At 63.9% G+C, this 23,668-nt stretch carries 21 protein-coding genes; 14 read left to right on the top strand and 7 right to left on the bottom strand.

Going from position 1 to position 23,668, the window contains the following annotated elements:
* The first annotated feature begins 12 nt into the window (after positions 1-12).
* Complete coding sequence (locus tag EB235_RS18090) at positions 13-222, top strand: DUF4169 family protein (RefSeq protein ID WP_027029655.1); 210 nt, start codon at positions 13-15, stop codon at positions 220-222.
* Positions 223-246: 24 nt separating this feature from the next.
* Positions 247-471 (top strand): ribbon-helix-helix domain-containing protein, encoded by a 225-nt coding sequence (locus EB235_RS18085; RefSeq protein WP_027029656.1) that lies wholly within the window; start codon positions 247-249, stop codon positions 469-471.
* Positions 472-500: 29 nt separating this feature from the next.
* Here EB235_RS18085 and EB235_RS18080 read toward each other — a convergent pair whose 3' ends face one another.
* The gene (locus tag EB235_RS18080; RefSeq protein ID WP_027029657.1) at positions 501-4,478 is read right to left on the bottom strand and encodes an AsmA family protein; all 3,978 of its coding nucleotides are present in this window, start codon (positions 4,476-4,478) and stop codon (positions 501-503) included.
* Between the two features lie 131 nt (positions 4,479-4,609).
* Here EB235_RS18080 and EB235_RS18075 point away from each other — a divergent pair, with 131 nt between their 5' ends.
* Positions 4,610-5,596 carry a Dyp-type peroxidase gene (locus EB235_RS18075; protein WP_027029658.1) on the top strand — a complete coding sequence of 329 codons (987 nt, stop codon included), beginning with the start codon at positions 4,610-4,612 and terminating at the stop codon, positions 5,594-5,596.
* A gap of 23 nt (positions 5,597-5,619) precedes the next feature.
* On the opposite strand, the gene EB235_RS18070 is transcribed toward EB235_RS18075, so the two are convergent.
* The 3 genes from EB235_RS18070 to EB235_RS18060 form a co-directional block, all read right to left on the bottom strand.
* Positions 5,620-6,141, bottom strand: a complete 522-nt coding sequence (locus EB235_RS18070; protein ID WP_027029659.1) for a hypothetical protein — start codon at positions 6,139-6,141, stop codon at positions 5,620-5,622.
* A 103-nt stretch (positions 6,142-6,244) separates the two neighbouring features.
* Positions 6,245-6,802, bottom strand: a complete 558-nt coding sequence (locus EB235_RS18065) for a hypothetical protein (RefSeq protein ID WP_051429593.1) — start codon at positions 6,800-6,802, stop codon at positions 6,245-6,247.
* Positions 6,803-8,221 carry an FAD-binding oxidoreductase gene (locus EB235_RS18060; protein WP_027029660.1) on the bottom strand — a complete coding sequence of 473 codons (1,419 nt, stop codon included), beginning with the start codon at positions 8,219-8,221 and terminating at the stop codon, positions 6,803-6,805. It abuts the gene before it with no gap.
* Between the two features lie 162 nt (positions 8,222-8,383).
* On the opposite strand from EB235_RS18060, the gene EB235_RS18055 reads away from it, so the two are divergent.
* Positions 8,384-8,863: a thioesterase family protein gene (locus tag EB235_RS18055; protein ID WP_027029661.1), complete on the top strand. Its 480-nt coding sequence runs from the start codon at positions 8,384-8,386 to the stop codon at positions 8,861-8,863.
* Positions 8,864-9,107: 244 nt separating this feature from the next.
* Positions 9,108-9,305: a hypothetical protein gene (locus EB235_RS18050; RefSeq protein ID WP_015317249.1), complete on the top strand. Its 198-nt coding sequence runs from the start codon at positions 9,108-9,110 to the stop codon at positions 9,303-9,305.
* A 37-nt stretch (positions 9,306-9,342) separates the two neighbouring features.
* Here EB235_RS18050 and EB235_RS18045 read toward each other — a convergent pair whose 3' ends face one another.
* Positions 9,343-9,822 (bottom strand): Lrp/AsnC family transcriptional regulator, encoded by a 480-nt coding sequence (locus EB235_RS18045; RefSeq protein WP_027029662.1) that lies wholly within the window; start codon positions 9,820-9,822, stop codon positions 9,343-9,345.
* Between the two features lie 88 nt (positions 9,823-9,910).
* Between EB235_RS18045 and EB235_RS18040 the strand changes: the two genes are divergently transcribed.
* The 3 genes from EB235_RS18040 to EB235_RS18030 all read left to right on the top strand — a co-directional run bounded on the left by EB235_RS18040 (position 9,911) and on the right by EB235_RS18030 (position 12,552).
* On the top strand, positions 9,911-10,813 hold the full coding sequence (locus tag EB235_RS18040; protein WP_027029663.1) for an EamA family transporter: 903 nt from the start codon (positions 9,911-9,913) through the stop codon (positions 10,811-10,813).
* Positions 10,814-10,957: 144 nt separating this feature from the next.
* Positions 10,958-12,106, top strand: a complete 1,149-nt coding sequence (locus EB235_RS18035; RefSeq protein WP_032925420.1) for a histidine kinase dimerization/phosphoacceptor domain -containing protein — start codon at positions 10,958-10,960, stop codon at positions 12,104-12,106.
* On the top strand, positions 12,103-12,552 hold the full coding sequence (locus EB235_RS18030) for a response regulator (protein WP_027029665.1): 450 nt from the start codon (positions 12,103-12,105) through the stop codon (positions 12,550-12,552). The genes EB235_RS18035 and EB235_RS18030 overlap by 4 nt, the downstream gene beginning before the upstream one ends.
* A 4-nt stretch (positions 12,553-12,556) precedes the next feature.
* On the opposite strand, the gene EB235_RS18025 is transcribed toward EB235_RS18030, so the two are convergent.
* Entirely contained in the window at positions 12,557-13,444 is an 888-nt protein-coding gene (locus EB235_RS18025; protein WP_027029666.1) for a dienelactone hydrolase family protein, read from the bottom strand.
* Positions 13,445-13,704: 260 nt separating this feature from the next.
* Between EB235_RS18025 and EB235_RS18020 the strand changes: the two genes are divergently transcribed.
* Entirely contained in the window at positions 13,705-13,875 is a 171-nt protein-coding gene (locus EB235_RS18020) for a hypothetical protein (RefSeq protein WP_080680755.1), read from the top strand.
* 9 nt (positions 13,876-13,884) lie between these two features.
* Entirely contained in the window at positions 13,885-14,322 is a 438-nt protein-coding gene (locus EB235_RS18015; RefSeq protein WP_027029668.1) for a hypothetical protein, read from the top strand.
* A gap of 37 nt (positions 14,323-14,359) precedes the next feature.
* On the opposite strand, the gene EB235_RS18010 is transcribed toward EB235_RS18015, so the two are convergent.
* Positions 14,360-16,678: a glucose/quinate/shikimate family membrane-bound PQQ-dependent dehydrogenase gene (locus tag EB235_RS18010; protein WP_027029669.1), complete on the bottom strand. Its 2,319-nt coding sequence runs from the start codon at positions 16,676-16,678 to the stop codon at positions 14,360-14,362.
* Between the two features lie 187 nt (positions 16,679-16,865).
* Between EB235_RS18010 and EB235_RS18005 the strand changes: the two genes are divergently transcribed.
* The 4 genes from EB235_RS18005 to EB235_RS17990 all read left to right on the top strand — a co-directional run bounded on the left by EB235_RS18005 (position 16,866) and on the right by EB235_RS17990 (position 23,622).
* Positions 16,866-17,693, top strand: coding sequence for a DUF2059 domain-containing protein (locus EB235_RS18005; RefSeq protein ID WP_027029670.1), 828 nt, complete (start codon positions 16,866-16,868; stop codon positions 17,691-17,693).
* 47 nt (positions 17,694-17,740) lie between these two features.
* Positions 17,741-19,381, top strand: a complete 1,641-nt coding sequence (locus tag EB235_RS18000; protein ID WP_027029671.1) for a helix-turn-helix transcriptional regulator — start codon at positions 17,741-17,743, stop codon at positions 19,379-19,381.
* Between the two features lie 138 nt (positions 19,382-19,519).
* On the top strand, positions 19,520-20,815 hold the full coding sequence (locus EB235_RS17995) for a flavin-containing monooxygenase (RefSeq protein ID WP_245268769.1): 1,296 nt from the start codon (positions 19,520-19,522) through the stop codon (positions 20,813-20,815).
* Positions 20,816-20,958: 143 nt separating this feature from the next.
* Positions 20,959-23,622 carry an ATP-dependent helicase gene (locus EB235_RS17990; RefSeq protein ID WP_027029673.1) on the top strand — a complete coding sequence of 888 codons (2,664 nt, stop codon included), beginning with the start codon at positions 20,959-20,961 and terminating at the stop codon, positions 23,620-23,622.
* The last annotated feature ends 46 nt before the right edge of the window (positions 23,623-23,668 follow it).

Below are 23,668 nucleotides of genomic sequence, written 5' to 3'. Positions count from 1 at the left end.
GCGGTCCGCGCCATGGCCGATATCGTCAATCTCCGCCAGGCTCGCAAGCAGAAGGCGCGGGACGATAAGCTGCGCATCGCCGACCAGAACCGGGCCCTGCACGGCCGTTCCAAGGCTGAGAAGCAGCGCGACCAGCTGATCGCCGACAAGGCCGAGAAGTTCGTCGCCGGCCATCGCCTTGAGCCGTCCGGCAAGGACAAGCCCGGCAAGGACAAGCAATGAGTGTTCGGCAATGAGTGCTCGGCCGTGAGCGCCGTCGAAAAGCGCTCGGTGACCATTCGCGGCCATCGCACCAGCTATTCCCTCGAAAAGCCCTTTTATGACGATCTCGTCGCCATCGCGGCGGTGAGAAAACAGACGCTCGCCGCACTCGTGGCCGAAGTCGACGAGACGCGGCCCCGTGACACCAACCTGTCCTCGGCGCTGCGGCTGCACGTGCTGGAGTGGGCGAAGCGCGGAGCAGACGTTTAAGCCCCGCGCTCCGGCTCGTCCGACCGCCGCTACTGCAACGACTTCATGAGATTGTCGATCGTGAACGGATTGGCCTTTGGCTTGGCTGGCGGGTTGTCGCTGGCTTCTGGCAGAGGTGCGCGCTCGACCTTCGGCTCGGCGGCCTTGCGCTCAGCCTCTAGTCGCGCTTTTTCCTGCGAAGCGATACGCTTCGCCTCCTCGGCCTTCTGCCGCTGGTCTTCGTCGGCCTGCGCCTTGGCTGCGTCGTCGGCGGCCTGCTGCTCGGCCGCAGCCTTTGCATCGGCATCAGCCTTGGCCTTCGCATCGGCTTTGGCTTTGGCCTCGGCTTTGGCTTTGGCCTCGGCATCCGCCTTGGCTTTGGCATCCGCGTCGGCCTGAGCCTTGGCGTCAGCTTCGGCCTTTGCCTGCGCGTCTGCCTCGGCTTTCGCCTTGGCGTCGGCTTCAGCTTTCAGCCGCGCCGCTTCCTCCTGCTGGCGCAATTCTTCCGCCGCCTTGTCGCGCGCGTCCTGCAGCGCTGCATAGTAGCGCACCTCGCGCCGCAGCCGCTGCTTTTCGAGCAGCGCCGCCTGCATCGCCTCGACGCGCTGCTGCTCTTTCTCCAGCGCGCGCTGGGTCAGGAACTGCGCCAGCGGTTCGCTGTCGAACTGCCGTTTGACAGCGCCGAACGGCCCTGCAGCGGTGAAATTGACGACCGGCTCGGAGCCGACCAGCGCCTCGTCGCCGGGCTTGTAGGTGATCGCGCCCTTGGCGGAAACCGTGCTGGTATTGAGGTCCGCCGTGATATCCGCCGACAAGGTCGCCGCCGGATTTTCAAGGCTGACTGGCGGCGCTCTTAGCGTGCCGCCAGCAATCGTGAAGGCGATGTCGGCATCCTTGGCGGCGAAATTGCCGGCGGCGGCGATGCCAGGCGCAAAGCCGGCGGTCTTGGCCGCGTCGATGTCGCGTCCGATCGCGTCCGCCCTGGCAAGCAAGGCGCTGAATGCATCGGGATTGACGCCGGCGACCTGCAACCCCTTGAGCGTCGCCGTACCGGAGCCGGACAGTGCGGCGACCATTGCGTCGACCGACTTGCCGCTGGTCGAAAGCGTCGTCGAAAAATCGCTGATGCCGGTGATACCTGCATCCGGCAACACATTGGCGAGATCCGCACCCGCCAGTTTCATCTGGCCGGTGAAAAGGCCCGTGCCGTCATTGTTCTTCAACTCAAACAGGCCGGTCAGCGCCCCGCCTAGGAGTTTCGCCTTGAGGTCCGAAACCCGGATGCCCTCCTTGTCGAGCTTGAGCGAAAAGGCAGCATCATAGGCGGTGGCGAACGGGCCGGCGGCAAGGGCGGCCGTCGTCAAGTCGAGATCGGCGGTGAACGGCAGGCTGGATTTCTGGCTGAAGGGCGCTGCCGGCCAAGCGCCGCCCTTGTCAGCCCCATTTTTGTCCGCAAGGAACGCGGAATCACCGAACAGCGCCACGGCCATCGGATCGAGGTCGAGCTCGTCCAGCGCCAGCGCGCCGGCCAGATGCGGCACGCCGTCCTTGGCGTCGACATTGATGTCGCCGGACACGGCCGCCTCGTTGATGGCGCCGCTGACATTGTCCAGCACCAGCAGGCCGTTGCCATAGTCGCCTTGTGCCGAGAGCGACGTCGACATGCCCGCCCCCATGCCGGGCAGACCGATGCCCGATGTCATCAGCCACGGTTCGATGTCGGTCGCATCGAGGTTGATCTTGCCCTTGGCGGCAAGTCCTTGCGGCGTGTCCGCAACGGTTCCGTCAAAGCCGGCCTTGAAGTCGGCGCCTGTGAGATTGAAACTTGTCGCCAGGCCACCGCCAAATGTGCCTTTGGCCGAAATATCGGTCGTTGCCTCGCCCAGCATGCCGAGCGGCAGCGCCGGCAGGCCGTAAAGTGCCAAAAGGGCGGTGGCGTCCGGATTTTTGGCATTGAAGGTCAGCGTCACCGGCGCATCGAGCAGCCTGTCCGGCGCCCCCTTCCCCGACAGCGACGCCGAAAAGGCCGAGCCGCCGGCCTTGCCCTGGCCGCTCACCGCCAGCCCGGTCGTGCCATCACCATTGTCGGCGGCACTTGCCACGAGGTCGACGCGTGCGTCCTGGAACAGGTCGGGATAGGCGGCGGCACGGCTTGCCAGCCCTTTCAGCACCGCACTGTCTGGATAATGCTGCGCGGCAACGTCGATCAGCGGCTTCAGGTCGACAGCGACGACCGAGGCGTCGAGCTTGCCGGTCGGGCTCGCCGGGAAATCCTTGATCCGGCCCGTAGCGCTGATCGAGGCGCCGGCCAGCCCACCCACCGAGAGCCGGTCGACTTCGAGCAACCCGTCACGCAGCCTGAGCGCGGTATCGACCGTGTCGGCGGTCAGACCGCCTGCGCTCACCGGACCGGCCTTGATCTGGAAATCGAGGTCGCTGTTGGCAAAGCGGTTGGCGCCCTTGTCGCTGACGAAAATCGAGGCAAACGCGGCCAGCCCGTCGACATTGAGCTCGCCACCTTCCAGCCGCATCAGCACCGACGGTCTGGCGTCGTCGGGTTGGCTGGAATCGATGCGGCCGGAGAACTTGGCCTTGCCCAGGATCAATTCGAGATCGCTGAACGCCTGGTGGTTTTCCGAAAGGTCGACCTTGGCCTTGAAGCCGGCGGCCGGCAGACGGCGGATCGCCTCGTCGACATCCTTCGACAGCCAGGCGGCAAAGCCCGAGGGTTGCGCCACAGCCAGCAGCAACGAGCCGGTGAAGCCGAAATGGCCCTGCACATTGAGCGCAAGCATGCCATCGGCTTCCAGCGTCGTGCGGCCCGGCAAGGTCGCGGCAAGCGACTTCACCTTCCATCCGCTTTCGACCGGTTCGGCCGACAGATGCACGTCGCGCACGGTGGTGTCACCGGCCACCACCGCCGGAAGTTTGACCTCGACGGTGCCGGGGATGGCCGGCTTCGGCAGGTCAAGCAATGCCTGCTCCAGCCCGGCAATGCGCTGGTCCAGCGTCAGGCCGGTGCCGGCCTGAGCCCCCACCGCCTCGTCGAGCTTCACCTGCGCGCCATTGGCCTCGATGGCGAAGCTCGGCTTCAGGCCGAGATCGACCGAAGCCTTGCCGTCGGCGGTGTAGGGATTGTCCAGCGGTCCCGTCTCGAAACGGAATTCGTCGACGCCAAGCTTCTGGTGGTCGAGCGCGAACTTGCCATTCAGCCGGAAGCCCGGATCGGGCTTGCCGGCGCTGACCTTGACGGTCTCGCCATCGGTGCCGCGCAGCTCGGCGCTGTTCTTGTCGGCACCTGAGATTTTGAAGTCGCCCGAATAGACGGCAGCACCTTTGACGATGCCGGCATTGCCGTCGGTCTCGATGACCAGCGGATAGGCATCCGGATCGGCTTTCACCCGCAATCGCATCTGCCCGGAGCCTTCAGCCTTGCCGGTCGACGCCGCGACCGTGGTGCGCAACCCGTCCAGCCGCAGCGTGCCGTCCATGCGCCAGGGGCCTACCAGCGACTTGGCCGAAATGGTCGAATTGATCTCGGAGATGAAATGGCTGCGACCGCCGGCGGCATGGCGCAGCTCGATCTGCCCCTCCGTCACCGTCAGCTTCTCGATCGAGATCTGGTTGAGGTCAAAGGGCGAGGATGGTCGCATCGCCCAGTCGACAGTGCCATCATTGGCGATGTCGATGGTCGCCTTCGGCCGCACCAGCCGCATGTCGAAGATCAGCACCTCGCCGCGCAGGAACGGCGCCAGTTCCGCATCCATCGAAAACGTCTCGACGGTCATGGCCGGCTGGCCATTCGGGCCGCCGGCGACGGCGACGTTGGAAAAGGTGACCGAGGGGAACGGCAGCAGCCTTGCCGTGGCGTCGCCCTGCACGGTCACCTTGCGGCCGAGGATGGCGCTTGCCTCGCGCTCGAATTCGGCGCGGTACCCAGTCCAGTCGACAAAATACGGCACCACCAGCGCCGCACACAGCACCAGCACAAACAGGCCACCAAAGATCACGAACAGGCGTGCGAGCATAAGCTCCGAACAGGTTGATTGAAATCTGCCGCACTCTACCCGCATCCGCGTGTCGATAAAGAGGCAATTCATCCAGTATTGCGTCATCCCTAGCGATCTGAAACAAATCCGGGAAAAGCGGAGATTTTCGGATGTCGGGCAAGAACTGGGACCGCGTGCCGATCGACGCACAGAGCATCGATGCGCCGCTTTCGCAGTCGGCGATTTTCCTTGTCGCCAGCGTCGCCGGCGACCAAGCGGCTCTTGCCAAGGTCTGCTCCGTACTCGGCGAACTTGACGACCTGGTCAAGAATGTCGGGTTCCGCGACCTTGGCGGCCGCCTGTCGTGTATCGCCGGCATCGGCCGCGATCTCTGGGACCGGCTCAGCCCGGGTCGGCGGCCGCTGGAGCTGAAACCATTCGCGCCGATCAAGGGGGCGGTCCATTCGGCGCCATCGACACCAGGTGACCTTCTCTTCCACATCCGGGCCGAGCGATCAGACATGTGCTTCGAGTTCGAACGTATCCTGCTCGACAGGGTCGGTTCCGGCGTCACGGTCGTCGACGAAGTGACGGGTTTCCGCTATTTCGATGCCCGTGACCTGCTCGGCTTTGTCGACGGCACCGCCAACCCGACCGGCCTCGACCTGCCCGCCTCGGCACTGGTCGGCGACGAGGATGCCGACTTTGCCGGCGGCAGCTATGTCGTCGTCCAGAAATACCTGCACGACATGCAGGCCTGGGGCAAAACACCGACGCATGTCCAGGAGGCGATCATCGGCCGCACCAAGATCGACAACATCGAGATCGACGATGACGACGCGCCGCGCAAATCGCACAAGTCACTGGCCACCATCGAGGATGCCGACGGCAACGAGTATGATATTTTGCGCGACAACATGCCGTTCGGCAGGCCCGGGCAGAATGAATTCGGCACCTACTTCATCGGCTACAGCAGGTATCTTTGGGTCACCGAAAAGATGCTGCAACGCATGTATGTCGGCGACCCGCCGGGAGCTTACGACCGGCTGCTCGATTTCTCAACGCCGCACACGGGCACGACATTTTTCGCACCGACCCGGCCGATGCTGCAAACCCTTGTCGACGGCGCGCAGCCGCAACTTCCTGCCGCGCGGTAGGGGGCAACGCTTGTCCGCGAGGATCAGCGCGCGTCGCGCTTTGCTTGCGCCACCTTGCCCGCCTTGCGCTGCCGTCCGAGTTCCGCCGGCCGCACCAGCTTCGGCGCTCGCTCGTTGGCGACCGCCCGCATGCCCTTGTGAGCCGTCCGTGAATTGAGCGCGAGACCATCCGCCGGCGCATTCTGCTTCAAGGCCAGCGCCTTGCGTGCATTGCCGACCAGTGAAATGCGAGCCGCCAGTTGGCGCCGCCGTTCGGCCTCGCCATTCAGCCGCCGCATCGCCATGGCCAGCACCGCCAGCTTCACTTGCGAGCCGCCATCGGACTTCGAGGGGGCAGCCCCTTTCGGCGCGCCCTTGCCGCGTATCTCGCGCCGGCGGCGGTGTGCTTCGGCCTGCGCCTTGTCGCGCCGCTCCCGCAGCAGCTTGACCAGGCCGGAAAGGTCGGCGTCGGAAAGCTCCTGCACCGCTGGATGGTGCGACTTCTCCACCAGGTCCTTTTCATCGGCGCTCAGCGCGCGCGCTTCCTCCTTGCGTGAAATGGCCATGACAATCCTCCTCAACTGGCGCGCCCGTGTTTTCAGGCATGCCGCCAAGGGAGCCTCGACCCGAATGGTGGCGCGGTCAAGACGGCGGGAAACCTATGACAGGTCAATTGCGTCGCCAGAGCCTGTCGAGAAAGCGGATCGGTTTATCGTGCTGCGCCGGGAGAATGTGCCCAATGGCTTCCATCAGCACTGTCAAAACCGCTCCATTGTGAAGGCTTGCAGAGAAACTCTCGGCAATGAACTCCAGCGTCGAATCGTGGAACGTCAAGATGAAGTGCCGATAGCCTGAAAACAGTTCGGGCGTATGGGACGAATGAACCCGATTGGACTTTTCCAGGGAGGCGATCCACGACGAATTGCAGACTTCAAATGCTTCGTAGGCCCGCAAGCCCAGCGGATAGAGGCGATGACCACCGATGGCTTCGTCATTCGGCGGGCCGAACTGAAATGCCAGATAAGGATCAGCCGTCAAGATGGCGACGGACTGGTTGCCCGCTACCGGTGAAACCGAACGCGGATTCGTGCCATCGAAGGACGGATCCGGGGCAGTGGCGATATAGGCAACGAGCAGCCTGCCTTCATCCGCAAACACATGAGGCAGAGGCGCGCCAGCGGATGACCGCGGCAGCTCGATCGGCAGCAAGGTCTCGGCGACCGACATCTAATGGCCCTCGCCGGGCAATATCTTGCCAGGATTCATGATGTTTTGCGGGTCGAGCGCCTGCTTGATGGAACGCATGATGTCGACGCCGTGGCCGAGTTCGCGGCGCATGAAGCCGATCTTGCCCTGGCCGATGCCATGCTCACCGGTGCAGGTGCCGTCCATGGCGATTGCCCGCATGTTGAGCCGCGCGACGAATTTTTCCGACAGCGCGATCTCCTTGGGATCATTCACATCCATCAGCACCAGCACGTGGAAATTGCCGTCGCCGGCATGGCCGACGATCGGCGCGATCAGCCCCATTTCGGCGATGTCCGCCTCGGTTTCCATGACGCATTCGGCAAGGCGCGAGATCGGCACACAGACATCGGTCGACAGGCCCTTGGCGCCGGGCCGCAGCGTCAGCGACGCCCAATAGGCGTCGTGCCTGGCTTTCCACAGTTTGGTGCGTTCCTCGGCAACGCTGGTCCACAGGAACGGCCCGCCGCCATTTTCCTCGGCGATCATGCCAAAAGTTTCGGCCTGCTCGGCCACGCCCGCATCGCTGCCGTGGAACTCGACGAACAGGCACGGGCTCTCGGGATAGTCGAGCTTGGAATAGGTCTTCATCGCCCGCATCTGCAGCGCATTGACCAGTTCGATGCGCGCCACCGGGATGCCCATCTGGATCGTTGCGATGACGGCGTTGCAGGCCGCCTCGACGCTCGGAAACGGGCAGACGCCGCCGGAGATCGCCTGCGGAATGCCTTGCAGCTTCAATGTCAGCGAGGTGATGATGCCGAGCGTGCCTTCCGAGCCGACCAGCAGCCGGGTCAAATCATAGCCGGCCGAACTCTTTTTCGCCCGCTTGCCTGTTATCACCGTCTCGCCGTCGGCCATCACGGCGGTCAAAGACAGCACGTTCTCGCGCATCGTGCCGTAGCGCACCGCATTGGTGCCCGACGCCCGCGTCGCCGCCATGCCGCCGAGCGAGGCATTGGCGCCGGGGTCGATCGGAAAGAACAGGCCGGTGTCGCGCAGGTGACGGTTCAAATCCTCGCGCGTCACGCCGGGCTCGACCGTGCAGTCGAGATCCTGCGGATTGACCGCAAGGATGCGGTTCATCCGCGACGTATCGACCGAAATACCGCCGCCCGGTGCATTGGTGTGCCCCTCCAGCGAGGAACCGACGCCAAAGGCGATCACCGGCACGCGGTGCGCGGCGCAGGCGCGCACGATCTCCTGCACCTCGGCCGTCGTCTCCGGGAAAGCGACGCCGTCAGGCGCCTGAGTCGGAATGTAGGTGGTCGTATGCGCATGCTGCGAGCGGATTGCCTGGCCAGTCTGAAAACGCTCGCCGAGCTGTTGCTTGAGGATGCCGAGCACCGCGGCGATGCCTTCCTCGTTGCGTTCGACCGGGTTGAGGTCGCTCAGAGCCATGATTTCCTCCGCGAATGGACCAGCGTCCATGCTTGTTCTGCGATTATGAATGCCTAAAGCAATTCCAGGAAAAGTGTGAAGCGGTTTTCCGTCCGGAATTGCGTCAGAACAAAAAAGTCTCAGTGGCCACGCCGTGTCCAGCACCAGAACAAGGAAGTTTCGATGCCCATCCCCGCCCCCTTCGTCTCCAGGCCTATGGACATTGAAAAGGACTGGATCGACTACAACGGCCATCTCAACATGGCCTACTACAACGTGCTGTTCGACCGCTGCTCGGACGAGGCCTTCGAGGCGATGGGCATGGGGCTGGACTATGTGAAGGACCGCCGCCTCACCATCTACACCGCCGAGGTCCATGTCTGTTACGTCCAGGAGCTACATCTCGACCACAAGGTCACGGTCTCGTTCCAGCTTATCGACCATGACCAGAAGCGGCTCAGGGCCTACCAGGAAATCCGCCATGTCGATGGCTGGCTCGCCGCCACCTCCGAGACGCTGTCGCTGCATGTCGACATGTCCGGGCCGAAAGTCGCGCCCTTCCCGGCCGATGTGCTGGCCAAGATCGAAGCCATGCGCGCTGCCCATTCGGTGCTGCCGATGCCGGAGCGCGCCGGCCGCTCGATCGGGATCAAACGCAAATAGATCGAGCTGACCGTTCCCGAAACAGGCCACCGGGCTTCAAAGCCACACCAGCAATCCAAAATTGCGAAACCCTGGAATCGGCTTGCACCAGTGCTTGAAGCGGCCCCGCGCCCGCGTTAACCTTACCAAGGTTTTAACGGGAACAAGCCATTTGAGCCGTTGAACGACTCAGCGGAGCGGTCGAAAACGCTCCGCACAGGGTTGCTATACGGGCGGCGGGGCGAAGCCGGTTCGAGGGACGTGCATGAAAACCGACATCAAGGTCGAGGTGGACAGGCTGGCCGCTGATCCGCGCATATCGGACTATGATTTCTGGCGTTCGCTCAAGAACGTCGACAATGAGATCTTCCATATCGCCAACAACAACGAACCGATTCCGTTCGACATGATCCGTTGGCGCAGCATTTTGAAACGCGCCCGCCTGAAGCGCGGCCACGCCTGACGAGACGGCCTGCGAAAACATCAGGCAACCAATCAAATCAAGGCGATCGCCTGATCGCTGCCAGCGGCGAGCGCGCCGCCACCGGTGACGACTGGATGATGGCCGTGTTGGTCATCGCATAGGGAATGATCCGGTCGATCACCCGTTCGAGTTCGGTCACCGACCCGACATGCGCCAGCGCGATGAAGCAATCCTCGCCGGTCACCCGGTCGCATTGCGCGATCTCCGGCAGCTCGCGGATGATATCGGCGACGACTGCCAATTGCCCCGGCACCGGCCGGATGCGCAGCCATGCCGACAGCTTCAGGCCAAGTGCCGCTGGATTGATCCTGACCGAATAGGCTTCGATCACGCCGTTCTCCTGCAGCCGCTTGATGCGCTCGGCGACACTCGGCGCCGACAGGCCGACCGAACGCGCCAGCTCCGCTGTGCTGATCCGAGCGTCCTCTTCCAGCAGGCGCAGGATCTTCATATCCGCGACGTCGAGATCCACATTTTCGGTTCGAAGGCGTTTCATGGAGAACTCCTTGCTTCCGGGAAGAAAATCGACCTACAGGCGATCATCATCCATATATCCAGGCAAAATCGCCTGCGATACTGATCCCATGGATGATCAAGCGCAAGCTCCCGCTGCCCGCCCTGCCCTTGGCGGCCCGGCCAGCCTGGCGACAAAACTGCCGCCGCATGTCTGGTTCGGCGTCAGCGCTGTCTTCCACTATCTCGGTCCGGCTTTCGCCGTGCTGCTGTTCCCGTATGTCGGCGTGCTCGGGATGGCGTGGCTGCGCATCGCCACCGCGGCGCTGATTTTCGCGCCGCTGACCCGCCCCTGGCGAACCTTTGCCGGCGCCGATCGCTCGACACGGCTGCTTTTGCTGGCCTTCGGCGCCTGCCTGGCGGTGATGAATTGCTCGTTCTACCTGGCGCTCGACCGCTTGCCGATCTCGCTGGTGGCGGCAATCGAATTCGTCGGCACCATCGGCGTCGCGGTGATCGGGCTCAGGAGCCCGCGCAATCTCACCGCTCTTGCCGTGGCCGTCACCGGCACCTTGCTGCTCATCGACGTCAAATGGTCCAGCGATCCGGTCGGGCTGTTCTGGGCCTTCCTCAACGGTGCACTCTTTGTCGGCTACATCGTGCTCGGCCACCGCGTCGCGCACACCAGTGCGGGTGGCGGCATAGCCGGGCTGGGCGCGGCCATGACGATCGCCTTCATTGTCGTGCTACCGATCGGCTTCGCACAGGCGCTTCCGGCTTTCTCAGCACCGCAATTGTTGCTCGCCGCCGTCGGCGTCGGCATCTGCTCCTCGGTCATTCCCTACATCTGCGACCAGCTTGCCATGTCGCGGCTGCCGCGCTCGAGCTTCGCCCTGATGCTGTCGCTGCTGCCGGTCACCGCAACGCTGATCGGTATCGTCGTGCTGCGCCAGATTCCAGGCCTCAGCGATTGCCTGGGGATCGCGCTGGTGGTCGCCGGCGTCGCTTTCCACAAGCCGGCATCGGCATCCTAGACGCCAGGAAAACCTTTATCATCAATCGCTTGCAGAAACACCGAGTCGGTTCCCGACACTGCCAAACTGCGACAACACGTCCAGGATTGAACCAATTCCTCGCTTTATCCGTTGTCCCCTACGAAAAAAGCTTGGAGTGACAGCATGGACTGGAAACGGACCAGGGAGTCCGCCGACGCTTGGCACATGACGGATGACCTTCATGCCGAGCACGGCAAGGGCGACCCGTTCGCGGCGGCCATCCGCGCCACCCGCATGTCGATGATCATCACCGATCCCCGGCGGCCCGATAACCCGATCGTCTTTGCCAATGACGCCTTCCTGCGGCTGTCCGGCTATGGTCGTGACGAAGTCATTGGCAAGAACTGCCGCTTCCTGCAGGGGCCGAAGACCGACAAGGACGCCATTGCGGAGATCCGCACGGCGATCGCGGACAAGACCGACGTAGCCATCGACATCCTGAACTATCGCAAGGACGGGTCGACCTTCTGGAATGCGCTCTACATCAGCCCTGTCTCGAACGACAAAGGCGAGTTGCAGTTCTTTTTCGCCTCGCAGCTCGATGTCTCGGACCGCAAGCACTCGGAGCATCGCATCACCGCCGACAAGGATCGTTTCGAGAAAGCGGTGAAGGAACGCACCGCGGAACTGGAAGCTGCCCTTGAGGCGCAGACCACCTTGCTGCACGAGGTCGATCATCGGGTGAAAAACAATCTGCAGATGATCTCGTCGCTCATCATCATGCAGAGCCGTTCCATAAAGGACGAGGCAACCAAACGTTCCCTGAAGACCATGCTGGAGCGCATCGAGGCGCTGAGCACCGTGCATCGCCGGCTCTACCAGTCGAAGGATGTCAGCCGGTTCGACGTCTCGGATTTCGCCAAGGACCTGGTGACCGATCTGCTGACGGCATCGGGGCGCTCCGGGATCAAGTCGAAACTCGACCTCGAACCCATTGTGATTTCAGCTGAAAAGGCGACGCCGGTCGCGCTGATGGTCAATGAGCTCGTCACCAATGCCTTGAAACACGCTTTCAAGGAAGGACCCGACGGGACCACCGCGGGGCGCATCGGCATTAAGATGAGCCAGCCTGACGGCCACTTCAACATCGAGGTCTCCGACGATGGGGTCGGCATGGCTGATGCCAGTGGCGATGCGTCTTTCGGCATGCGGCTGATCAAGTCGCTCGCCCGCCAGTTGCACGCCGATATCGAATGGCACGACGCCGGCCCCGGAACCAAGGTCGTGATCTCGATGCCGAACGAACCGCAGCAAAAAGGGAATGTGTCATGATTGAACCGCTCAAGGTCCTGATCATCGAGGACGAAGCGCTGCTGGCCATGGAACTGGAGAGCCTGGTGGAAGAGGCTGGCCACAGCGTCGTCGGCTGGGCGACGTCCTCGTCTGAGGCGAAAAGCATGGTTGAGTCCACCGATGCCGACATCGCCTTTGTCGACATCCACCTCACCGATGGCCCGACTGGCGTCGAGGTGGCCGAATATATCGGCCAGAAGAAGAGTTCGGTGGTGGTGTTCATGACCGCCAACCCGAAGCGCATTCCCGATCATTTCGCCGGTGCGATCGGCGTCATCGCCAAGCCCTACACGATGAACGGGCTGACATCGGCGTTGCGGTACCTGCAGGAAGGCGTGCGCCGCCCGCCGCCCGTTTCCACGCGGCCGGCCGGCTTCACCCTGTCGCCGGCTTTCGAGGCCGTCTGGGCGCCCTCGGTCGCCTGACAACCTATTTCAGCTTGTCCTTCAGGAAAGCGATCGTCCTGCCCCAGGCGAGATCGGCCGCCTTCTTGTCGTAGCGCGCCGCCGAGGTATCATTGTTGAAGGCATGGTTGGCGCCTTCGTAGATGTAGACGGTGTATTCGACATGGTCGGCGTCGAGTTCCTTCTTGAAGGCATCGATTCCGGCGTTGGTGCGATCGTCCAACCCGGCATAGTGCAGCAGCAATGCGGCCCTGATCTTCGACACATCGGCGCCCTTTGGCTGCATGCCGTAATAGGCGACGCTGGCGGCGAGATCGGGCGCGTTGACGGCCAGCATATTGGCCGTGCCGCCGCCCCAGCAGAAGCCGATGGCGCCGACCTTGCCGTTGCCGTCCTTGGCACCTCTGAGGAATGCGACGGTCGCCACGCCGTTGGCGACCGTCTGCGCCGGGTCCAGCTTGGTGAACATGTCGCGCGCCTTGTCCTCATCGGCGGGCGTGCCGCCGAGCGGCGACAGGAAGTCCGGCGCAAGCGCCACGAAACCCTCCAGCGCCACACGCCGGGCAACGTCGCGGATATGCGGGTTGAGCCCCCGGTTTTCATGGATGACGATGACGGTACCGAGCTTGCCGGCCTGGTTTGCCGGCTTGACCAGATAGCCCTTCATCTCGCCGCTGCCGCCGGGATAGGTGATGTCCTCGCCTTTCACGCGGGCATCGGTTTCGGCGACGATCGCCGCCTGGGCGGAATTCGCCGCCAGCATTGGCGCGATCGCGGCCGCCGCAGCACCGGTTCCGGCAAGCCTGGTCAATTGTTCCATGAAGCGGCGACGATCGAGCGTCAGATGCGTGTATTCGTCATAGGCGTCGATCATTGCCTGGGTGATGACAGGCTTTTCAATGGATTTCGACATGGCGCACTCCTCGATCTCGGTATCTCGACTTCTGTATCCTTGCCCGCTCGCAAGATAGGGGCGAGCCCCGCATCGTCCAGTCAGAGGCCGGTGACGCTCGCGGTTCACGCAGCGGTGTGCGAGCGAAAGCAGTGATCATCACAATTTGGTCATCGGTGATAAATCTTGATGGCGCTGCCACAATAGTGGGAGAAACTGGATGTCCGGTCGCCCCATGGCGCGGCCACGGTCCTGAAGGGCCCGATCTGAAAGGAAAACTGATGACCATGACCTCGCCGATCCTGGCAACCGCCTTCATGGTTGCCGCAGCCGCGATTGCGGTGATGCGCGCAACCGTTGTCGCGGCGAGCCGAAAGTCCATGGTCAAGGTTCCCAGCCGCCAGGCTACCAGCCAGCAGCGCCATCCGGCAAACACGAAAACCCAGGGTTGAGGTGAAGTCATGGACGTACAGGACATCGTAAACACCGTCTCGCAGAAGGCCGGCCTCGATCAGGCCACGACCGAAAAAGTCGTCGGCACCATTTTCTCGGTGCTCGAACATGAAGCCGACGGCACCAGCGCCTCAGCCTTCTTCGCCAAGATTCCGGGCGCCGATGCGCTGGCGCAGAAATATGACGTCATGGCCGCCGCCCCTGCCGGCGGCGGTGGCGGCTTCCTGTCGTCGCTTCAGGGCGCGCTTGGCGGCGTTCTCGGCGAAAAGGCCGGCGCGCTGGTCAACGGCCTCGCCGCGCTGAAGGCATCCGGCCTCGACCTGGCGCAGATCGAGAAGGCTGGTCAGACACTGGTTCAGCAAGCCCAAGCCGCGGCCGGTCCGGATCTGACCAACCAGGTGCTCGGCCAGGTGCCCAGCCTGAAGAGCCACCTCGGACTGGGCTGACGTCATTCGCCAAGCCTGATTCCAGGCAGCGCCTCCTCTACTTCGGCAGCGCGTAAGCCATCACATAGTCGCCCGGCTTGGTGCCGACCGAGCCATGGCCGCCGGCAACGATGACCACGAACTGGCGCCCGTCGGCGACCGTGTAGGTCATCGGCGTCGATTGTCCGCCAGCCGGCAACCGCGCCTGCCAGAGCTGCTTGCCTGATGTCAGGTCGTAGGCGCGCAGATAGTCGTCGACCGCCGCACCAAGGAAGGCGACGCCGCCGGCGGTGATCATCGGCCCGCCAATGCCGGGCACCCCGACCTTCAGCGGCAGCGGCAGCGGTGTCATGTCGTAGATGGTGCCGTTGCGATGCTTGTAGGCGATCGTGCCGGTCCTGAGATCCACGCCGGCGACATAGCCCCAGGGCGGCGCCTGGCAGGGAATGCCGAGCGGCGACAGGAACGGCCCCATCACCACCGCATAGGGCGCGCCCTCATTGCGGTTCAGCCCCTGTTCGCTGCCCTTGGTGTTGTCGCCTGGCGCCGGCACATCGGCGCGGGGAATGAGTTTCGACGTGAAGGCCAGATAGGTCGGCATGCCGAACATCACCTGCCGCACAGGATCGACCGCCACCCCACCCCAGTTGAAGACGCCGAAATTGCCGGGATAGATCAGAGATCCCTGCGGCGAGGGCGGCGTGTAGCGGCCTTCATAGCGCAATTTGTGGAAGGCGATGCGGCAAGCCAGCTGGTCGAACATGGTGATGCCCCACATGTCGGCATCGGTCAGCGGCTTCGGGTTGAAGGAGAGATCGGACGAAGGCTGCGTCGGCGAGGCCTTGTCGCCCTCGATGGCACCGCCGGGCGCCGGCACTTCCTTGACCGCGATCACCGGCTCGCCGGTGCGCCGGTCGAGCACATAGAGGTCGCCCTGCTTGGTCGGCCCGACCAGCGCCGGCACGATCGTGCCGTCGGCCTTGGTGATGTCGATCAGGCTCGGCTGCGCCGGCACGTCCATGTCCCAGAGGTCGTGGTGCACGGTCTGACGCACCCATTTCAACTGCCCGGTGTTGAGGTCGAGCGCGGTGATCGAGGACGAGAATTTCTCGACATTGGCGCTGCGTCCGGCGCCGAGCTGGTCCGGCGTCTGGTTGCCGAGCGGCACGTAGAGCAGGCCTAGCTTCTCATCGGCGCTCGGCGTCGACCACATGTTGGGCGAGTTGGCGGTATAGGTTTGGCCGGCCGGCAGCGGCGTCGTCTGATCCGGATTGCCAGAATCCCAGTTCCACACCAGCTTGCCAGTGGCCGCATCAAAGGCGCGGATGACGCCGGAAGGCTCCTGCGTCGAATAATTGTCGTTGACCGCGCCGCCGACGATGATTTTTCCGCCCGCGATCAGCGGCGCCGAAGTCGAGTAATAATAACCCGATTTTGGATAGGGCATACCGGTCAAAAGATTCAGCGTACCGGCCTCGGCAAAGGCGGGGCAGACCTGCCCGTTGGCGGCATCGAGCGCGATCAGCCGCGCATCCGAGGTCGGCAAATAGACGCGGGTCGCGCAGGGCTGGCCGGCGGTGCCGGCGGCATCGGCATAATAGGCCACGCCACGGCAGGTCTGGTGCTGCCGATCCTTGTCGAGCTTGATCTTGGGGTCGTAGCGCCATTTTTCCTTGCCGGTCGCGGCATCCACGGCGATGGCAAAATTGTGCGGTGTGCAGATGTAGAGCGTGTCGCCAACTTTAAGCGGCGTCACCTGGTAGGTGGTCTCGCCGATGTCATCCGGCCCCTTCACATCACCGGTGCGATAGGTCCAGGCCGGCTGCAGGTTGGCGACATTGTCCGGCGTGATCTGGTCGAGCGGCGAATAGCGCTGGCCGAACTGGGTGCGGCCGTAATAGTGCCATTCGCCCGCCGGCACATCGCCGCCGAGATTGGCGTTGGGGATCACCTTGTCGGTGTCGAGCGCGCCGGCAATGTCCTTCGGGTCCGTGGTCATCGAATAGCCGGCCACAGCCAGCGAAGCCAGCACGGCCAGGATCAGCGGCGCACGAGCGTCAGGACCGGCGAGGCCGCGCCGCGCCCACGGCGTCAGCAGCCATAGAGCCAGCAGCACGATGATGCCGCCGCGCGGCCCGAGTTCCCACCAGTCGAAGCCGGTTTCCCACACCGCCCAGGCCAGCGTTCCCAGCACGATCGCCGCGTAGAGCCAGAGTGCCGTGGAGCGGCGCCGGTAGAGCAGCCAGGCGGCGATCAGGAAAGCCAGACCGACAATCATGTAGTACCAGCTGCCGCCCAGCGAGGCCAACCAGATGCCACCCGCGCCGAGCGCAAGGCCGATGAGGAAGAGAATGAGGGAGGTGATGGTGACAGCCAAGATGATACTCCTTCGACTGTTGCGCGCTGGTGAGGCGGCCATGGGCGACAGGATACCTCCCTGCCTTGCACAGCTTTCTCCCGGCCGCCTCGCCTGTCAAGCTGGTGTACACGCCACGGTGGCAACCCATCTTGCCTGTATGCCGGTTTTCCAGCAGTCTCAATCATCTCTCCGCAGGAGCAAGCAAATGACGTCATTCGTTCGGTCACTGACGCGGTTGGCGCTTGCGCTCTGCTGCCTCGTCTTCCTCACCATGGCCGCGCCGGCGCAGACCATCAGCGACATCAACAAGGCCAACGGCTTTCATGAGATGCTGATGGGCATCGGCCCGGGTTTCACCGCAGCCGTGACATCGGCGCCGGGAATGCCGCCGCAAAAAGTCAGGGATGCGCTTGCCGCTGCCATGGAAGGCGCCTTTGATCCCAACAAGATGGAGGCGGCCATCGAAACGCGGATGGCCGACAAGCTCACCGCCAAGGAGCTGTCCGACCTGGCCTCGTTCTACGCTTCGCCCTTGGGCAAACAGGTCACGGCGCTGGAGATCCAGGCTGCGGCGCCGCAGGCCAGGGAGGCCAAGAAGATAGAGGGAGCCAAAATCCTCGGCGAACTTCCCTCCAGGGATCCGGCCCGGCTCGCACTGTACAAAAAGATCATGGACGATCTCAGTGCCGTCGATACCGGAGAAGCCGTCGCCTTGAACATGGGCTACGCGATGCTTTCCGAAATGCTGGGTGCCGCCGGCAAGCCCCTGCCCGACGACCAGATCATGGCCTTGCTGCGCAAGCAGACCGAAGGGCTTCGCCGCAACATCGATACGGACGTCATGGAATCGGCAGCCTATATCTACCGGGATCTGCCTTTAGCCGATCTCAAGCTTTACGAGGACTTCCTGGCCTCACCCGCCGGCAACCATTATTACGACCAGATGCAGGTCGCGCTGGGCGCCGTGATGACCGACGAGGCGCGCTCCTTCGGGCATCGATTCTTCGTCGCCCTCGGCTACCGCAAGGCCTGAACCCCGCCATTCTTCCGCCAGGTGTCAGGTGGTACTATGCTTTGCCGATGAAAGCCGATGCTGCCTCGTTGCTCGAAAAAGCCCGCCATGCCTACGGACAGAGGGCATGGGCGGATGCGTTCGAGCTTTTACAGGCGACCGACGAAACCACCGCGCTCGCCCCGGAAGACCTTGAGCGGCTGATGTGGTCGGCTGGCATGCTCGACCGCGACCCCGACATCTTCGCCGCCGCCGAGCGTCTCTTCAACACACATGCCGAGGCCGGCCGCGACGACCAGGCGGCGTACTGGGCGTTCTTCCATGGCTTCCGGCTCATGGCTTTGCGTGAGGAAGGCCGTGGCATGGCCTGGCTGCAAAGGGCTCAGCGCCATGCCGAAGGCTTTGGCCGCGAATGCGCGGCGCAAGGCTTCCTGATCATGCTTTCGGCGCACAAGGAACTCGGGAGCGGCAACGATCAGGCTGCCGCGGCGCTGGCGGCGCAGTCGCTGGGGATCGGCGAACGCTGTTGCGACCTCGACCTGATCGCCTTCTCCCGCTGCTATCTCGGCCGCGCGCTGCTGCGCCAGGGCCGGATCGGGGAAGGCATCGTCTCGCTCGACGAAGCCATGCTGCCCGTCGTCGACGGCAAGCTCTCGCCTGTTGTCACCGGCCTCATCTATTGCAATCTCATCGACGCCTGCCGGCAAATCTACGCCTTCGATCGTTCGCGCGAATGGACCGACGCGATGTCGAACTGGTGCGGATCGCAGCCACAGCTGGTTCAGTTCAACGGCCTATGCCGGCTGCACCGGGCGGAGATCATGGAGGTGAACGGCGCCTGGCAGGATGCCGTTGCCGAAGCGCGGCGTGCGACATCATCATTGGCCCGTAATGTCAGCAACGAGACGACCGCCGGTGCGGCCTATCAGGAAGCCGAAATCCATCGGCTGCGCGGCGAATTCGCGGCAGCCGAAGAGCTTTACCGCACCGCCAGCCGTCTTGGGCTCGAACCGCAGCCCGGCATGGCGCTGCTGCGTCTCGTGCAAGGCCGCGCTGAGCAAGCGGCCGCAACAATGCGCCGCGTGCTCGCCACGACCGGGACGCCGCTCGGCCGCGCCCGTCTGCTGCCGGCGCTGGTCGAGATCATGATCGCGGCGGGCGCAATCGACGAGGCGCGCGAAGCGGCCCTGGAATTGCAGACGACGGCCGACCGTTTCGCGACCGACATTCTTGTTGCGATGGCCTCGCAGGCGCGAGGCGAAATCGAGCTGAACGACGGCGACGCCGCGGTGGCACTCGGCCATTTCCGTACCGCACTGGCGACATGGCAGCGCGCCGGCGCCCCCTATCTCGAAGCGCGCCTGCGCGTGCTGGCCGGGCAGGCCTGCCGCGCGCTTGGCGACGAGGACAGCGCCGAGCTTGAATTCGATGCCGCCCGGGCGGTTTTCACGGCCCTGGGCGCTGCCCCCGATCGCGCGCGCGTCACGGCGCTGACCGCGTCGGACAAGGCGCGTCCGCACGGCTTGACCCGACGCGAGATCGAAGTTCTCGGCCTTGTCGCCACCGGCAAGACAAACCGGCTGATCGCCAGCGACCTCGGTCTCAGCGAAAAGACGGTCGACCGGCATCTCAGCAACATATTCGACAAGCTGGCGGTCAGCTCGCGCGCCGCTGCGACCGCCTATGCCTTCCAGAACGGGCTGCTCTGAACCGACGACCCCAAAGACCCGAGGCATGGGGGAAAATCCCCATCGCATTTTCCCGGTCTCGTGAGGTGTCTCCCCGAAGCGCCGCCGCACCGGATCGCTATTTCTGGGTCCAGGCTGACGAAACCGGATGGAGCGATCATGAACCCGACCTCGACACCTCGCCCGACCTCTGGGCACGCAATGCGACGGCGCGGCCGCCGTGTCGGCATCACCGAGACCAAGGCGCGTGCCGGCGCGTTGCTGGAACAGGGAGCGGCCTTCATGCAGCTGGAGGCCGGCGTGTTGCAGGCGGCGGGCGGCCACGCGGCAAGCCAGGCTTCTTCAGGCGATGAAATGCGGCCCGCGCCGGGGGATGAACACTTCGACGTCGTCATCATCGGCGCCGGCCAGAGCGGCTTGTCCGTCGGTTATCACCTCGCCCGCAAGGGCCTGAAATATGTCATCCTCGAGGGGCGCGAACGTGTCGGCGACTGCTGGCGTTCGCGCTGGGATTCGCTGCGCCTGTTCACGCCGGCGCGCTATGACGGGCTGGCCGGCATGCCCTTCCCCGCTCACCGCTTTGCCTTCCCGACCAAGGACGAGATGGCCGACTATCTCGAGGCCTATGCCAGGAAGTTTTCCTTGCCGGTGCGCACTGGTGTCAAGGTCGACGAGGTAACCCGCATCGACGGCCGCTATGTCGTGACGGCAGGCCGGACGCGCTATAGCGCCGATCATGTCGTCATCGCCTCGGCGAGCTACCAGAAGCCGAAGGTTCCGGATTTCGCCGCCTTGCTCGATCCGTCGATCCGGCAATTCCATTCAAGTGCCTACCAGAACCCCTCGCTGCTCAATCCGGGTGGCGTGCTCCTGGTCGGCGCCGGCAATTCCGGCGCCGAAATCGCCATGGATGTCGCGCCGACGCACCAGACCTGGCTGGCCGGCCGGCATCCCGGCAACATTCCGGTCGCCTATAATGGCTATTTCGCCATGCGCCTGGTGCTGCCGGTCGTGTTCCGCTTCATCTTCCACCGGTTGTTGACGGTCGACACGCCAATGGGCCGCAAGGCCAAACTTGGGCAGCTGTCCCACGGCCTGCCGTTGATCCGGGTCAAGCCGCACGATCTCGACGCTGCCGGCGTCCGCCGTGTCTCCCGCGTTGCCGGCGTGCGTGACGGCAAACCGCTGCTTGACGACGGCCGGACCCTCGACGTCACGAACGTCATCTGGTGCACCGGCTTCAAGGCCGGGCTGGATTGGATCAGGCTGCCGATCTTCGACGACAACGGCCGGGTGAAGCAGTATCGCGGCGCCGTGGAAGGCGAACCCGGCCTCTATGTCTGCGGCCTGCATTTCCAGCACTCGACCTCTTCGACGATGATCCATGGCGCGGCACGCGATGCCAGCTATGTCGCCGACAAGATCGGCGAGCGGATGCGCGCGGCCGCGAGATAGGCCTGGTCATAGCTTTGGAGAAGAATCGTCGGCCACCGGGGGGCACAACAGTCGCATGGCGACCGCCAATCGTGCTTTAAAACCGGAACAAAACGTAGACAGTTCTGGTCTTTCCCTCCCGAATCACTACATTCGGGGGGAAGATGTCCGGCTTTTCCGAAGACATGCCCTTTTTCGATGAACCCAATGCGCGGCCCACGGCCCCGTCGGGCATTGCCGCGCGCGCCATGGCCGCCCGTAGCGGCCAGAACAACGCACCCGACTATCTGAAGGGCCTTAACCCGGAACAAAGGCTGGCGGTGGAGACCACCGAAGGCCCGGTTCTAGTGCTGGCCGGCGCCGGCACCGGCAAGACCCGCGTCTTGACCACCCGCATCGCTCACATCCTTGCCACCGGCAAGGCCTTCCCGTCGCAGATCCTGGCCGTGACCTTCACCAACAAGGCCGCGCGCGAGATGAAGATCCGCATCGGCGTGCTGATCGGCGAAGGCAATGTCGAAGGCATGCCCTGGCTCGGCACCTTCCACTCGATCGGCGTGAAGCTGTTGCGCCGCCATGCCGAGCTTGCCGGGCTGCGCTCCGATTTCACCATCCTCGACACCGACGACGTCGTGCGGCTGATCAAGCAGTTGATCCAGGCCGAGGGGCTGGACGACAAGCGCTGGCCGGCCAAGCAGTTCGCGCAGATGATCGACGGCTGGAAGAACAAGGGCCTCGGCCCCGCCGAGATCCCCGAAGGCGACGCCCGCGCCTTTGCCAACGGCAAGGGCCGCGAACTCTACAAGGCCTATCAGGAGCGGCTGAAGACGCTGAACGCCTGCGACTTCGGCGACCTGCTTTGCCACCCCATCCGCATCTTCCGCGCCAATCCGGATGTGTTGAAGGAATATCACAAGCGTTTCAAATACATCCTCGTCGACGAATATCAGGACACCAACACCGCCCAATACATGTGGCTGCGCCTGCTGGCGCAGCGACCGGATAGCGGGCGCGCGTCAACATCGACGGATCTGCGATCGGCCGAAGGCCGCAAGCCCGACCGGGCGTCCGAGCCGTTGCGAGGCCCCCGCGGAGGGCCCGCGCCGGCAGGCGCGGAACAGCCCGTGAGCGATAACAAAGTCAACATCTGCTGCGTCGGCGACGATGACCAATCCATCTATGGCTGGCGTGGCGCCGAGGTCGACAACATCCTGCGCTTCGACAAGGATTTTCCCGGCGCCACCATCATCAGGCTGGAGCGCAACTACCGCTCCACCGCGCACATCCTCGGCGCCGCCTCCCATCTCATCGCCCACAATGAGGGCCGTTTCGGCAAGACGCTGTTCACCGACCGCGACGAGCCGGAGGACGGCAAGGTGCATGTCCACGCCGCCTGGGATTCCGAAGAGGAAGCCCGCGCCGTCGGCGAGACCATCGAGGCCTATCAGCGGCAAAAGCACAAGCTCAACGACATGGCCATCCTGGTCCGCGCCTCATTCCAGATGCGCGAATTCGAGGACCGTTTCGTCACGCTCGGCCTCAACTACCGCGTCATCGGCGGCCCGCGTTTCTACGAGCGCATGGAAATCCGCGATGCGCTGGCCTTCTTCCGCGTCGTCGCGCAAGGCGCCGACGACCTCGCCTTCGAGCGCATCGTCAATGTGCCCAAGCGCGGCCTCGGCGAAACCACCATCCGCCAGATCCACGATACGGCGCGCGCGCTACGTGTGCCGATGCTGGAAGCCGCCGCCAAGCTCGCCGAAAGCGACGAGTTGAAGCCGAAGCCGCGCGCAGCGCTACGCGAAGTCGCCGCCAATTTCGAGCGTTGGCAAAAGGCGCTGGAAACGACGCCGCACACCGAACTCGCCGAGACCATTCTGGAAGAGAGCGGCTACACCGACATGTGGAAGAACGACCGCTCGGTCGAAGCCCCCGGCCGGCTGGAAAACCTGAAAGAGCTGATCCGCTCGATGGAGGAGTACGAGTCGCTGCGCTCCTTCCTCGAACATGTCGCACTGGTCATGGACGCCGAGCAGAATGCCACGCTCGACGCCGTCAACATCATGACGCTGCATTCGGCCAAGGGCCTCGAATTCGAAACCGTTTTTCTCCCCGGCTGGGAGGAAGGCCTGTTTCCGCATCAGCGCGCGCTGGATGAAGGCGGCCGTTCCGGGCTGGAGGAAGAACGGCGCCTAGCCTATGTCGGCCTGACCCGCGCCAAGAAGAACCTGCATCTGTGGTTCGTCTCCAACCGCCGCATCCACGGCCTCTGGCAATCGACCATCCCGTCACGCTTTCTCGAGGAACTGCCGGAAGCCCATATCGAGGTCGCCGAAAGCGGCGGCAACAGCTATGGCGGCTATGGCAATTCCTATGGCGGCGGTTCGTTCGCGTCTGGCCGTGGCGGCCGCCAGAACCCCTATGGCGCCTCGCGCTTCGACAATGTCGGCGCCGACACCGAAAAATCCGGCGCCTTCTCCAACACCTACGCGACACCCGGCTGGCAGCGCGCGCAAGCCAATCGAACCGAGGCGACCGACCGCAACTGGGGCTCGCGCTCCGGCCACCAGGTCGAGCGCATCGGCTATGGCGAGACCGACTCCGGTTACGGCGCCGGCCGCACCTCGGTCAAAGGCCGCACCATCGACGGCGAACTGGTCGCCAAATCCGTCTCCGACACGCCGTCGGCCTTCAGCGTCGGCGACCGCGTCTTCCACCAGAAATTCGGCAACGGCAACATTTCCGCCATCGAAGGCAACAAGCTGACCATCGACTTCGACAAGGCCGGCCAGAAACGCGTGCTGGACGGGTTTGTGGCGGCCGTGTGAGCTGCCGCCTGTCACGTTGTCCCACGTTGTTATTCTCTGGCGGGGT

It is taken from the genome of Mesorhizobium loti R88b, assembly GCF_013170845.1.
Lineage (GTDB): Bacteria > Pseudomonadota > Alphaproteobacteria > Rhizobiales > Rhizobiaceae > Mesorhizobium > Mesorhizobium loti_B.
The sequence above is the reverse complement of the archived record's forward strand: the minus strand, read 5'-3'. Positions and strand labels throughout refer to the sequence as shown.

Bases quoted from the DNA above. Each gene is read 5' to 3' on its own strand.
- EB235_RS17990 (WP_027029673.1), top strand. From the start codon at position 20,959: ATGTCCGGCTTTTCCGAAGACATGCCCTTTTTCGATGAACCCAATGCG.
- EB235_RS18060 (WP_027029660.1), bottom strand. From the start codon at position 8,221: ATGGCTCTGAGCGACCTCAACCCGGTCGAACGCAACGAGGAAGGCATC.
- EB235_RS18000 (WP_027029671.1), top strand. From the start codon at position 17,741: ATGAAAGCCGATGCTGCCTCGTTGCTCGAAAAAGCCCGCCATGCCTAC.
- EB235_RS18040 (WP_027029663.1), top strand. From the start codon at position 9,911: ATGGATGATCAAGCGCAAGCTCCCGCTGCCCGCCCTGCCCTTGGCGGC.
- EB235_RS18080 (WP_027029657.1), bottom strand. From the start codon at position 4,478: ATGCTCGCACGCCTGTTCGTGATCTTTGGTGGCCTGTTTGTGCTGGTG.
- EB235_RS18030 (WP_027029665.1), top strand. From the start codon at position 12,103: ATGATTGAACCGCTCAAGGTCCTGATCATCGAGGACGAAGCGCTGCTG.
- EB235_RS18070 (WP_027029659.1), bottom strand. From the start codon at position 6,141: ATGGCCATTTCACGCAAGGAGGAAGCGCGCGCGCTGAGCGCCGATGAA.
- EB235_RS18090 (WP_027029655.1), top strand. From the start codon at position 13: ATGGCCGATATCGTCAATCTCCGCCAGGCTCGCAAGCAGAAGGCGCGG.
- EB235_RS18050 (WP_015317249.1), top strand. From the start codon at position 9,108: ATGAAAACCGACATCAAGGTCGAGGTGGACAGGCTGGCCGCTGATCCG.
- EB235_RS18045 (WP_027029662.1), bottom strand. From the start codon at position 9,822: ATGAAACGCCTTCGAACCGAAAATGTGGATCTCGACGTCGCGGATATG.
- EB235_RS18015 (WP_027029668.1), top strand. From the start codon at position 13,885: ATGGACGTACAGGACATCGTAAACACCGTCTCGCAGAAGGCCGGCCTC.
- EB235_RS17995 (WP_245268769.1), top strand. From the start codon at position 19,520: ATGAACCCGACCTCGACACCTCGCCCGACCTCTGGGCACGCAATGCGA.
- EB235_RS18055 (WP_027029661.1), top strand. From the start codon at position 8,384: ATGCCCATCCCCGCCCCCTTCGTCTCCAGGCCTATGGACATTGAAAAG.
- EB235_RS18065 (WP_051429593.1), bottom strand. From the start codon at position 6,802: ATGTCGGTCGCCGAGACCTTGCTGCCGATCGAGCTGCCGCGGTCATCC.
- EB235_RS18075 (WP_027029658.1), top strand. From the start codon at position 4,610: ATGTCGGGCAAGAACTGGGACCGCGTGCCGATCGACGCACAGAGCATC.
- EB235_RS18020 (WP_080680755.1), top strand. From the start codon at position 13,705: ATGACCATGACCTCGCCGATCCTGGCAACCGCCTTCATGGTTGCCGCA.
- EB235_RS18025 (WP_027029666.1), bottom strand. From the start codon at position 13,444: ATGTCGAAATCCATTGAAAAGCCTGTCATCACCCAGGCAATGATCGAC.
- EB235_RS18005 (WP_027029670.1), top strand. From the start codon at position 16,866: ATGACGTCATTCGTTCGGTCACTGACGCGGTTGGCGCTTGCGCTCTGC.
- EB235_RS18035 (WP_032925420.1), top strand. From the start codon at position 10,958: ATGGACTGGAAACGGACCAGGGAGTCCGCCGACGCTTGGCACATGACG.